The 11,780-nt window shown below is 50.1% G+C and carries 9 protein-coding genes; 3 read left to right on the forward strand and 6 right to left on the reverse strand.

All coding sequences use genetic code 11. The annotated features are described in order from the left end of the window. Positions 1-291: 291 nt before the first annotated feature. Positions 292-1,227: a tRNA 2-thiocytidine(32) synthetase TtcA gene (ttcA, locus tag ACFX4O_RS07785; protein WP_380207965.1), complete on the forward strand. Its 936-nt coding sequence runs from the start codon at positions 292-294 to the stop codon at positions 1,225-1,227. A gap of 38 nt (positions 1,228-1,265) precedes the next feature. On the opposite strand, the gene dbpA is transcribed toward ttcA, so the two are convergent. The 4 genes from dbpA to ACFX4O_RS07805 all read right to left on the reverse strand — a co-directional run bounded on the left by dbpA (position 1,266) and on the right by ACFX4O_RS07805 (position 5,419). After that, positions 1,266-2,639, reverse strand: coding sequence for an ATP-dependent RNA helicase DbpA (gene dbpA / locus ACFX4O_RS07790; RefSeq protein ID WP_380207966.1), 1,374 nt, complete (start codon positions 2,637-2,639; stop codon positions 1,266-1,268). A gap of 30 nt (positions 2,640-2,669) precedes the next feature. After that, positions 2,670-2,843: a hypothetical protein gene (locus ACFX4O_RS07795; protein WP_380208050.1), complete on the reverse strand. Its 174-nt coding sequence runs from the start codon at positions 2,841-2,843 to the stop codon at positions 2,670-2,672. A 270-nt stretch (positions 2,844-3,113) separates the two neighbouring features. Beyond that, the gene (gene zntB / locus ACFX4O_RS07800) at positions 3,114-4,097 is read right to left on the reverse strand and encodes a zinc transporter ZntB (protein ID WP_131410462.1); all 984 of its coding nucleotides are present in this window, start codon (positions 4,095-4,097) and stop codon (positions 3,114-3,116) included. A gap of 146 nt (positions 4,098-4,243) precedes the next feature. Then, a complete protein-coding gene (locus ACFX4O_RS07805; protein ID WP_380207967.1) occupies positions 4,244-5,419 on the reverse strand; it encodes a methyl-accepting chemotaxis protein in 1,176 nt (391 codons plus the stop codon). 457 nt (positions 5,420-5,876) lie between these two features. Between ACFX4O_RS07805 and ACFX4O_RS07810 the strand changes: the two genes are divergently transcribed. Together ACFX4O_RS07810 and ACFX4O_RS07815 are read left to right on the forward strand one after the other, a co-directional pair. After that, on the forward strand, positions 5,877-8,012 hold the full coding sequence (locus ACFX4O_RS07810) for an EAL domain-containing protein (RefSeq protein WP_380208051.1): 2,136 nt from the start codon (positions 5,877-5,879) through the stop codon (positions 8,010-8,012). A gap of 98 nt (positions 8,013-8,110) precedes the next feature. Further along, positions 8,111-9,331, forward strand: coding sequence for a GGDEF domain-containing protein (locus tag ACFX4O_RS07815; protein WP_380207968.1), 1,221 nt, complete (start codon positions 8,111-8,113; stop codon positions 9,329-9,331). A gap of 55 nt (positions 9,332-9,386) precedes the next feature. On the opposite strand, the gene ACFX4O_RS07820 is transcribed toward ACFX4O_RS07815, so the two are convergent. Beyond that, the gene (locus tag ACFX4O_RS07820) at positions 9,387-9,575 is read right to left on the reverse strand and encodes a YdiH family protein (protein ID WP_380207969.1); all 189 of its coding nucleotides are present in this window, start codon (positions 9,573-9,575) and stop codon (positions 9,387-9,389) included. 417 nt (positions 9,576-9,992) lie between these two features. Continuing rightward, complete coding sequence (locus ACFX4O_RS07825; protein WP_380207970.1) at positions 9,993-11,609, reverse strand: ABC transporter substrate-binding protein; 1,617 nt, start codon at positions 11,607-11,609, stop codon at positions 9,993-9,995. Positions 11,610-11,780 lie beyond the last annotated feature (171 nt).

The raw sequence follows: 11,780 nt of genomic DNA on the forward strand, positions 1-11,780 counted from the left end.
GAAAAAAGGTGAACGAAGACCATTTCATTTATTGCCGCGATTGGTGTCAGCCGTAAAACGTGCTGGCATTCGCCGCCGGAATCCGTACCATACGCGACAGACTTTTGCCTGCCGGCATTCGCCCGTTTTCATCGCCAGCCAATGTGCATGAAAGGGGCAAAAGGGTTTACGAAATTTACGGTGCATGGCTTGAGGAAATGAACCAAGATCAGAGAGGCATGCTAATCAACAGTTGCCGTTTTATGATGTGGTTTGCCCCGGCGGTGCCCTGATGCTTCCAGAGACAAAATAATGATTGAAAAGCAAGAGATCACAAAGAAAGAACAGTACAACCTCAACAAACTGCAAAAGCGTCTGCGTCGTAACGTGGGCGAAGCCATTGCTGACTTCAACATGATTGAAGAAGGCGATCGCATTATGGTTTGCCTTTCCGGCGGCAAAGACAGTTACACCATGCTGGAAATTTTGCGCAACCTGCAACAGAGCGCGCCGGTCAACTTTTCGCTGGTGGCGGTTAACCTCGACCAGAAGCAGCCGGGTTTCCCGGAACATATTCTGCCGCAGTATCTGGATACGCTGGGTGTGGAATACAAAATTGTAGAAGAAAACACGTACGGTATCGTTAAAGAGAAGATCCCGGAAGGCAAAACCACTTGTTCGCTCTGCTCACGCTTACGTCGCGGAATCCTTTACCGCACGGCCACTGAACTGGGTGCGACAAAAATCGCCCTTGGTCACCACCGCGACGACATCCTGCAAACGCTGTTTTTGAACATGTTCTACGGCGGGAAAATGAAAGGAATGCCGCCAAAACTGATGAGCGACGACGGGAAGCACATCGTGATTCGTCCGCTGGCTTACTGCCGCGAAAAAGATATTGAGCGTTTTTCAGAAGCCAAAGGGTTCCCTATCATTCCGTGCAATCTGTGCGGCTCCCAGCCGAACCTGCAACGCCAGGTTATTGCCGATATGCTGCGTGACTGGGACAAACGCTATCCTGGGCGCATCGAAACCATGTTCACCGCGATGCAAAACGTCGTGCCTTCGCACCTGAGCGATATTAATTTATTCGACTTTAAAGGCATCACCCACGGTTCTGAAGTTGTGAACGGCGGTGATCTGGCGTTTGATCGGGAAGAGATCCCGCTACAACCTGCGGGCTGGCAGCCGGAAGACGATGATTCGCAACTGGATGAGCTGCGCCTCAACGTAATTGAAGTGAAATAAGGTTGTGCCTCTCTGGTGTGCCAGAGAGGCTTTTTGCTTTATTTCAGCAACCGTACGCGGCAGGTCTTGCCCTTGATTTTCCCGTTCTGCAATTGCTTCCACGCCTGACGCGCCACGTTTTGACGCATAGCCACGTAAACGTGCGCCGGGTGGAGAGTAATTTTGCCGATATCCGCGCCATCCAGCCCCATTTCGCCCGTTAACGCTCCGAGCACATCCCCGGCACGCATTTTGGCCTTCTTGCCGCCATCAATGCACAACGTTGCCATTTCAGCTTCCAGCGGAACGACCTTGACGTTAGCCGGTGGATTCAGCCAGTTCAGCTTCAGTTGCAGCATTTCGGCCAAAATATTAGCGCGCTGCGCCTCTTCCGGCGCACAGAAACTGATGGCCAGACCGCTGTTACCCGCACGCGCGGTGCGACCGATACGGTGTACGTGAACTTCCGGATCCCACGCCAGCTCGTAGTTCACCACCAGCTCCAGTGATTTGATATCCAGCCCACGCGCAGCAACATCTGTGGCAACCAGCACACGGGCGCTACCGTTGGCGAAACGCACCAGCGTCTGATCGCGATCGCGCTGCTCAAGATCGCCATGCAGCGCCAGTGCATCCTGCCCGGCAGCGTTCAGTGCATCGCACACTTCCTGGCAATCCTTTTTGGTGTTGCAGAATACCACACAGGATGCCGGGCGATGTTCGCTCAGCAGCTTTTGCAGCAAACTGGCTTTGCCGCTGCGGGAAACTTCGAAAAATTGCTGTTCTACTGCGGGCAGCGCATCAACGGTATCGATTTCAATGGTTTCTGGATTGCGCTGCACACGACCGCTAATGGCGGCAATGGCTTCCGGCCAGGTCGCAGAAAACAGCAACGTCTGGCGTGAAGCCGGGGCAAAAGCGATAACCTCATTGATGGCATCGCTGAAGCCCATATCCAGCATACGATCCGCTTCATCCATCACCAGCGTTTGCAGGTTATCGAGAGAAACGGTGCTTTTTTGCAAGTGATCCAGCAGGCGGCCTGGCGTGGCAACAATAATATGCGGCGCGTGCTGTAACGAGTCTCGCTGCGCACCGAAAGGCTGCCCACCGCACAGAGTCAATATTTTGATGTTCGGCATATAACGCGCCAGACGACGCAGCTCGTTAGCGACCTGATCTGCCAGCTCGCGGGTTGGGCATAAAATGAGTGACTGCGTTTGAAAACGGCTGGCATCAATGTGCTGCAACAGCCCTAAGCCAAATGCCGCTGTTTTACCGCTACCGGTTTTCGCCTGTACCCGGACATCCTTACCAGCAAGAATAGCGGGCAGCGCCGCCGCCTGGACGGGCGTCATGGTGAGATAGCCCAGTTCGTTGAGGTTTTCGATCTGGGCTGCGGGCAAAGTATTCAGGGTTGAAAAAGCGGTCACAATGTTTTCTCGCGATAAAAAGGCTTACGTTTAGCAGGCGCGTATCCTCTCAGATCTGCCTTTATAACGCGACATTTTAATCGGTTCTTCATCCGGTGGCGGGTCCGGCATTGGTTGTGGACGTGGAATCGGATCGGGAATAGGAACCGGATCCGTTGGCACCGGATCGCTCGACTGTGGGGAAGAAAAATAGAGTGCGTTCATCATTGCCTCCTTTTGTGGGCTTCTCGTTAAGGGTAGACGGCGAGAGTCAGGAGGCAAAAAAAAGCCGACTATTAAGTCGGCGTCGTACGAATCAATTGTGCTATGCAGTAATTCAAAAAAGGAAGTAAGACAATATGGAGCGCAACGCCCATCGCTTGACGTTGCATTCACCTGCGAGATGAATATTGCCCTGAATAGGTAGACCGTTTATTGACCTCGCTCAATTTATATGGCGTTTTTATGTTCAATTTTTGTTAAAAAAGTGAAATTTTACAGCCAGTTACTACGATGCAACCACCAGGTAACACCGCCGATCAGCACCACCAACATGATGCAAAACAGCGCAAAGCCAAAATGCCAACCGCCGCCGGGAATACCGCCAAGATTGACGCCAAACAGCCCGGTTAAAAAAGTACTCGGCAGAAAGACCATTGCCATCAGAGACATGGTGTAAGTTCGCCGCGCCAGCGACTCCTGCATCACTTGGGTGATTTCATCGGTCATCACACCGGTACGAGCGATACAGGCATCGATCTCATCGAGACCGCGACCAAGGCGATCGGCAATATCCTGCATGCGCCGACGCTGATCATCACTCATCCACGGTAAACGTTCGCTGGCCAGACGGGCAAACACATCGCGCTGCGGGGCCATATAGCGGCGCATCACAATTAATTGTTTACGCAGCAGCGCCAGGATACCGCGCGGCGGAATTTGTTGATCGAGCAGATTATCTTCAAGGTCAATAATCCGGTCATGCAGCGACTCAATAAACTCGCTGGCGTGATCGGTCAGCGCATCGCACACATCCACCAGCCAGCCACCACAATCCGCTGGACCGGCGCCCTCTTCCAGATCGCTGACCACATCGTCCAGTGCCAGTACTTTGCGCTGGCGTGTCGACACAATCATGCGCTCGTCCATATAGACGCGCACCGCCACCAGTTGATCCGGCCGCTCGTCCGTGCTGCCATTAATGCAGCGCAACGTAATTAATGTCCCCTCGCCCATGCGGCTTACCCTGGGGCGCATGCTCTCCCCAGACAGCGCCGTGCGCACACTATTCGGCAACACCGGCGTGGTTTCCAGCCACTGGGCGCTCTCCGGGTTGGTATAATTCAGGTGCACCCAGCACGGGGTGCTCGCGCTAATAACATCATTATCTTCCAGCGGTTTAACGCCGCCTTTTCCATCCAACAACCAGGCAAATACCGCATCCGGAACGTGCATATCCGTTCCTTTAATTGCTTCCACAGGACCTCCACAATCCGCATGGTGTTTTGGCAAGTCTAGCCATATGGCAACGTTAAGCAATCATCGCGCTGAATTTATTAACAAATTAACGAACAATGCAAAAAAATAAGGCCCGGATTCCCGGGCCTTTATGCGAATGGTCAGAATTAGAATGAGTGCCAGTAATTTTCCTGCTTGCCCAGCAACGGAGCGTTGATACGAGGAGGAGATACGTTTGCTGGCAACGCCTCACCCTGCGCTTTCACCGCTGCCAGTCGGAATTTGCCAATACGTTGCAGTAGGCCTTCGACCTGGTGTTGTAAAACATCTGACGAGCCCGCCAGCTCATCCACCACGGTGACGTTACTTTGCGTCACTTTTTCCAGCTCCGCCAGCGCGATAGTGATCTGTGAAATCCCCTTTTCCTGCTGCAGCGTGGTGACGGCGATTTCATCCATTAACTTACTCACGACACTCGCACCAGAAACAATATCGTGCATGTTCTGCTCGGCTTCGCTGACGACTGTGGCACCCTGATTAACATTATCGGTGGTAACAGCAATCAGCGATTTAATGCTTTTCGCCGCCTCCGCACTGCGATGCGCGAGACTGCGCACTTCACTCGCCACGACGGAAAAACCTTTGCCATGATCCCCGGCTCGCGCCGCTTCTACTGCTGCATTAAGCGCCAGAATATTTGTCTGGAAAGCAATGCCATCAATGATAGAGATAATGTCGGTCATCTGATCGGCACAATCGGTAATCGATTGCATATTTTTCGCGACCTTTCCCATTAAATTACCCCCTTTTTGCGCGCAGGCTGTGGCATCTTTTGCACGGGTACTTGCGAGGCGGGTATTGTCGGCATTGTTTTTCGTACTGGAAGCCATCTGCTCCATACTGGATGCGGTTTGCACCAGCGCAGCGGATTGCTCTTCAGTTTTAACGGATAGATCGGCACTGCGCGAGGCCAGTTGCGCCGAAAGCTCCAACGCGGTATCAGAAGACGCGCGAATTTCTTTTACCAGGCCAGCGATGCTGGCAGACAAGCTGTTAATACCTGGAATTAACCGACCCGCGCAATTATTACCAAACTCAGGAATAACGATAGAAAGGTTTCCCGATGTGACTTCTTCTATGCTTTTTTTAACCGTGTTTATTGGCATCACTAAATATTTCGTCATATAAAGCCAGATAAGCGTCAATGATGTGAGAGAAACAACACTTGTCGTGGCAAATAAAACAGTATTTTTTGAGACAATGATCACCAATATATCCAGAATAATAAAAGAAACCAGAAGATATAAAACAATAAATGTTCTTACACTAATATGTCTTAGCATGGTGAAACCCATCTGAACATAGGGGACGGTAAGATCTTTATAGCATTCGGAATACACTTTTACATGGCGGAATTAGCGCCAAATAATGTTTGCTTTTAAATAATTTCAATTTTACTTAAGTCGGAACAAATGAGAATACTGAATGCCATTATGCAGTTTCCATTATAAAATCATACTAAAAATAGGGAATAACCCGTTAACATATATCATATAAGCAATGATGCGTTACAGGCCTATGAAAAATAACACTTTCGGCTTAAGTTAAATTTATCATATGTTAAAACATTCACTTTATTTAAGTTATTTCCGCGCCAGTCGATGAATAAATGAAGAGTTCTTATTAGTTTATTCGCCCTTGCAATAATAAAATCAGCGCAGCCATTAAATTCATTAGGTTAGCTGCTAAAATTAGTGCCAGGATTACTTATCATCTTTTTTTGCCTGTGTGGATTGCATGATGCTCTATGTTTCGTGGGACCCCATTTTGATCGGCATCTCTTTTCTGGTCGCTTTCATTGCTTCATTTGTTGCACTGGATAGCGCAGGCAAAGTGGCAACGTCTGAACCGCGCAGCGCAATATTCTGGCGTTTTTCGGGTGGCGCTACTCTGGGCATCGGTATTTGGTCGATGCATTATGTCGGCATGCTGGCGATGAAAATGCCGGTGATGATGCATTACGACTTAGAACTGACACTCCTCTCATTTATTATCGCGATGTTGACATCCATCCTTGCTATCAATATTGCCGTGGCGGGCAAAACCCTCCCAACAAAACGTTTACTGTTCGCTTCCGTGCTGCTCGGTACCGGCGTCGTATCAATGCATTATCTGGGTATGGCGTCGATGATGGGTTTTATCACTATTTACTGGAACGTTGCGCTGATTGCTCTTTCGGTCGCAATTGCGTTTATCAGTGCCTGGGTTGCTCTTTGGCTGGCCTTTAGTCTGCGGCAAAATACCCATGGCGTCTTCATTAACCGCGTATTTGCGGCACTGGTGATGGGCGGTTCTATCAGTGCCATGCATTACACCGCAATGAGTGCCGCCACATTCAGCAGCGATGGCTCAGGCATTGTGATACGCAGCCATGCAACGACGCTAATGAGCCACGGTGTCGGAGAGTTGGGGCTTTCATTGTGGGTTGCCACGACAACGCTGGTGATTTTCGGCATCATGCTCTTTATTTCGATGATTGATTCCCAACTGCGGACATCACGTTTGACGGACAGCCTGCGCCAGCTTAATCAGCAACTTGAGAAACAGGCCTATTACGACCCGCTAACCGGATTGGCAAACCGCTCCCAACTCGATAACCTCCTCGATCTCTGCCTTAGCAAGGCCTCGGAAACGCGAAGCACCTTTGCGCTGATTTATATGGATTTAGATCGTTTTAAACTGGTCAACGATGCCTGGGGACATCACATTGGCGACCAGTTGCTGGTGGCGGTTGCCGGGCGATTATCTGCATGTATAAGCGAGAAAATGTCGCTGGCGCGACTGGGCGGCGATGAATTTACCCTGCTGGTGCCGGATACCGACGAAGACGAGGTTGAGGCGCTGGTAAAACATATGGTGGTCACCCTTCAACAGCCTTTCTGCGAGTTGAGTCATGTCATTAATGTTTCACTCAGTGCCGGGATCAGTTACTACCCTCAGCATGGCGATACCGCGCACGAACTGAAACTGAAGGCAGACACAGCAATGTACAGCGTAAAACAGGAAGGTCGTAACGGCTGGGCTGTTTTTCATGCTGACATGGCGCAGAAAACTGTCGACGATCCGCTGTTTTTACAAGATTTATCGCAGGCTTTGCCACGCGGCCAGTTTGAACTCTGGTACCAGCCGCAGTACCACGCACCAGAACACGAGTTGGCGGGTTTCGAAGCGTTACTGCGCTGGCGTCACCCGACACAGGGCGTTTTGCTGCCTGCAACCTTTTTACCCATGCTGGAGAAAACCGGGTTAATCATCTCGGTTGGACGCTGGGTTATTGATGCGGCATGCAAGCAACTGCATCACTGGAACAACCAGGGTTTTCAATACCTGACGCTGTCTATCAACCTTTCACCCAGCCAGTTTGAGCAGCACGATATTTACGACCAAATCACGGACTCACTGCAACGCTACCATATCGATCCAATGCAGTTGACACTTGAAATCACGGAAAACACTGCGCTGAAAAACCTTGAGCGTAGCGTGCAATTGCTTAACCAGTTTGCGCAACTGGGTATCACGGTCGCCATTGATGATTTTGGCACGGGTTACTCTAATATGCTGATGCTGAAACGGTTACCGGCAACAGAGCTTAAAATCGACAGAAGTTTTGTGAAGGATATTCGCGACAATAGCCGCAACGTTAAGATCGTCTCCACGATCATTGATATTGCACACTCGATGAACATGCATGTCGTGGCGGAAGGTATCGAAACGGCCGAGCAGCAGGCGTTGCTGACCAATATGGGCTGTGCTTACCTGCAAGGGTTTCTTTTTGCCCGCCCTTTACCCGTCGATAAAGTTGCTGTGCTGCTACAGCAAAAAAGATTCACTTTATCGTTGGAATGTTCAGATTCGTCACAAAAAAAGCCCGCATAAGCCCCTAATTTTCATGTATGTTGCAAGAAAGTCATTAAATTGCCGCTGATGTGTCACCAGTGACTGCGTTGCAACATACGTGATTAAGGGGGAGTGCAATGCTTAAACATCACCTGGATGCGTTGAATGTTCTCTCCACCCCGGTTTGGGTGGTGGCTCCTGACTCGGAAGCATTATTGTTCGCGAATGCACAAGCGCAAAAAATCGCCGCAGGACGCTCACTCAATGAGATGCGTAACGGAAAATATTCTGCTTATGCACAACTCAGCCTGGCCATGTATCTTCCCAGCCTGCAAAACCACGAAGATGTGGTCGAAATCTGGAGTGTTTGTCCGGATGGTGAAGAGACCACCATCAGTTGTCGCGTTGTGTTACGCACGTTAGAAAAAGCCGGTGAAGTGCTGTTGTTTGAAGGTGTGTCTGGTGCCGCTGCGGCGGCGCTAAAAGCGCATCACTCGCCAACTTATCGCCCGCATAAACAGGGTTTTTATGCCCGTTTCTTTTACACAACATCCGCACCAATGCTACTCATCGATCCCATTCGTGATGGGTTGATTGTCGATGCCAATCTCGCTGCGTTGCGTTTTTACGGTTATGACCATGAAGAGATGTGCCAGAAACACACCTGGGAGATCAATACGCTTGGGCGCAGCGTATTACCTGTAATGCAAGAGATTTCACACCTGCCAGGCGGGCATAAGCCATTGAATTTTATTCATCAACTTGCTGACGGTACTACCCGCCATGTACAAACTTACGCCGGGCCGATTGAGATCTATGGCAAGCGTTTAATGCTGTGCATTATTCACGATATCACCGAACAAAAACGGCTCGAGCAGGAACTGGAGTACGCCGCGCATCGGGACGCGCTCACCGGCCTGCTGAACCGCCGCCAGTTTTATCATCTGACGGAACACATTCTGCCGACTGCGCTTGATTTCAGCTTACTGTTGGTCGACGCCGATCATTTCAAACTTATCAATGATCAGTTTGGTCATCAAAAAGGTGACCAGGTGCTGGTTGAACTGGCGCGAATGCTGGAGACGAACTGTCGCGCAGGCGATTATGTTTTCCGCTGGGGCGGCGAAGAGTTCCTGTTATTGTTGCCGCACACCACCGCAGATATGGCACTAAACGTAGCGGAACGCGTGCGTCAGGCCGTTGCCAGTATCAACATAGCGGATCTTCCTGGCTTTACGGTGAGTATCGGTGTGGCGCACCATCTGCCTGATGAGAGCCTGGATGCACTCTTTAAACGCGTGGATGAGGCTTTATACCTCGCGAAAAACAATGGGCGAAACCGGGTGCTTGCCGCATGATAACAAGCAAAAAAAAGCGCCCGTCTGGCGGGCGCATTGCAGCGATGTTGCTGAGTTAGTGGATACCCAAACGCCAGGCAAAATCAATCTCTTCTTTCAGTTCGCTATGCGATAGCGTCAGCAAATCCGCAAACTCCAGGCGCAATTGTTTGAGTTTTTTTAAGTATTCCGCCGGTGTCAGCGAGCCTTTGTCGCGACGCAGAAATTCAATTGCCAGTTTGGTTGGGTCTAATTCAGTCTCCATAGCATCCTCTTTCGTGGTGAAAACCTGACCACTATATCACATTGCACTGTTTGTTTTTTGACCAAAATCGTAAAAAGGCGGTATTTAACGGGGGTAGCAAGTCGTAAATATTCCCCTCAAATAATGGGGTTGATAGGCAAATAGCTAAGATTAACTTCCTCAATATCGAATAACTGAGTGAATCACGCAATTATTCCGTACGATACTGCTCACATTGTTTCCAGTATTTTCATCCGCTCATTACAACGGGCTTTTCTATTGAAAAGTAAGGGGAAAGCATAAGAATAAGTCTCCTTATTTCCTCCATTGTCCCTTCACATTCCCTAAGTAAAATTTTTACCACTCCTGCTTAGACAGGAACCATTTCGTAACCAATGAGTTTCCCCTTACTTCCCGTGACGTAAGGGGATTTTTTTATCAGTGCTTCAGAATATAAAGTGTGCGGCTATAAGCAACATCTTCAGGGTTATTGATCGGATAACCTTTCAGCCATGGTTTAATCAAACGCCCATTGGTGTACTGATAAATCGGTGCAATAGGTGCTTTTTCCGCCAGAATGTGCTCCGCCTCGTTATAGTCAGCGTTTCGCGCTTTGGCGCTGGTTTCCTGCGCCGCCTGTGCAAGCACTTTGTCGTATGCTGCATCGTTGAAACGAGGAATGTTGCCACTGTTCGTTGAATTCAGTACTGACAGGAAAGTTGATGGCTCATTGTAATCCCCTACCCACGAGGCACGGATAACATCAAAGTTGCCGCTGTTACGGCTGTCGATATAGGCTTTCCACTCCTGATTCTGCAATTTTACGTCCGCCCCCAGGTTCTTTTTCCACATTGAGGCCACAGCAATGGCAATTTTCTGGTGATTTTCTGAAGAGTTATACAGCAATGTCAGTTTCAGCGGACGTTGCGGGCCGTAACCTGCCGCCTGCAACAGCGTTTTTGCCTGCGCGTTCAGCTCATCCTGGCTCATATGTTCGATTTGCGAAGGCTGCGGCGTAAATCCGGCGGTGACATCCGGCGTGAAGCGCCAGGCGGGTTTTTCACCGGTTCCCAGCACTTTCTGCGCAATCACCCGCCGATCAATCGTCATGCTCAACGCAAGCCGCACACGCGCATCGGCAGTGGGCCCTTTCTGGGTGTTAAACGCGTAATAATAGGTGCCAAGCTGCGGCGGCGTATAAACCTGTCCGGGGATATCTTTGAGCAGTTTCTGATAGAGGTTTTTCGGGAAAGATTCAGTAATGTCGATACCGTTCGCCAGGTAACGTTTGGTGGCCGCAGACTCCTGGTTGATTGGCACAAACGTGACTTGCTGAATAACCGTTTTACCGTCATCCCAATAGTGCTTGTTGCGTTCGAGCACCAGCTTTTCATTCACCACGCGATCGGCAAGGACATAAGCGCCATTCCCCACCAGGTTGCCAGGACGCGTCCACTCAGCACCACTTTGCACATTGGCTTTTTGCACCGGATAAAAGGCAAAACTTGCGGCTAAACTCGGGAACCACGGCAATGGTCGCTCCAGTTGCACCCGCAACGTGTGCGTATCAACGGCGCTAACACCAAGTTTATCCACCGCCGCTTTACCCTCAGTAATGCTTTTCGCATTTGCGATGCCCGCCAGCGCTGCAAAACTGGCAAAGGGAGAAGTGGTTTTCGGATCAACCAGCCGTTGCCAGCTGTAGACAAAATCCTCTGCCGTTACCGGTGAACCATCGGACCAGCGTGCATCATCACGCAATGTAAATACCCAGGTACGGTTATCGCTACTTTGCCATTTACTGGCAACACCCGGAACTATTTCGCCTTTCTCGTTCTGATTCACCAACCCTTCAAAGAGATCGCGGATAACCTGAATTTCGGGCAAACCAACAGCTTTCGCCGGATCTAAGGTTGCGGGTTCATCTTTGATATGGCGAACGACTTCCTGTTTCTCGGCCAGTTGGGTACCCGGCGGCACATCGGCTGCCAGTGCACTTGCAGAAAAACCGCACAGCCAGAGCGCGCAGCTCAGCGTTGAAATTCGATGCTTCATGGGATCCCCTTATTGGCATGCCTTCCCGGCAAAAGATGAGGTAATTATTTGTTTTAACTTGGGAGAATGCAAATAAAGGACAGCGGAAAATTGAGGCTGGACGCCAAATTACCCCTCATGGCATGATTTGCGTCGCATCGCTTTATGCTCAACACTTGCTGTAAGTAAAAC

The organism is Kosakonia sp. YIM B13571, assembly GCF_042788095.1.
Taxonomy (GTDB): Bacteria; Pseudomonadota; Gammaproteobacteria; order Enterobacterales; family Enterobacteriaceae; genus Kosakonia; species Kosakonia quasisacchari.

Bases quoted from the DNA above. Each gene is read 5' to 3' on its own strand.
- ttcA (WP_380207965.1), top strand. From the start codon at position 292: ATGATTGAAAAGCAAGAGATCACAAAGAAAGAACAGTACAACCTCAAC.
- ACFX4O_RS07795 (WP_380208050.1), bottom strand. From the start codon at position 2,843: ATGAACGCACTCTATTTTTCTTCCCCACAGTCGAGCGATCCGGTGCCA.
- ACFX4O_RS07805 (WP_380207967.1), bottom strand. From the start codon at position 5,419: ATGCTAAGACATATTAGTGTAAGAACATTTATTGTTTTATATCTTCTG.
- ACFX4O_RS07810 (WP_380208051.1), top strand. From the start codon at position 5,877: ATGCTCTATGTTTCGTGGGACCCCATTTTGATCGGCATCTCTTTTCTG.
- ACFX4O_RS07815 (WP_380207968.1), top strand. From the start codon at position 8,111: ATGCTTAAACATCACCTGGATGCGTTGAATGTTCTCTCCACCCCGGTT.
- ACFX4O_RS07820 (WP_380207969.1), bottom strand. From the start codon at position 9,575: ATGGAGACTGAATTAGACCCAACCAAACTGGCAATTGAATTTCTGCGT.
- ACFX4O_RS07825 (WP_380207970.1), bottom strand. From the start codon at position 11,609: ATGAAGCATCGAATTTCAACGCTGAGCTGCGCGCTCTGGCTGTGCGGT.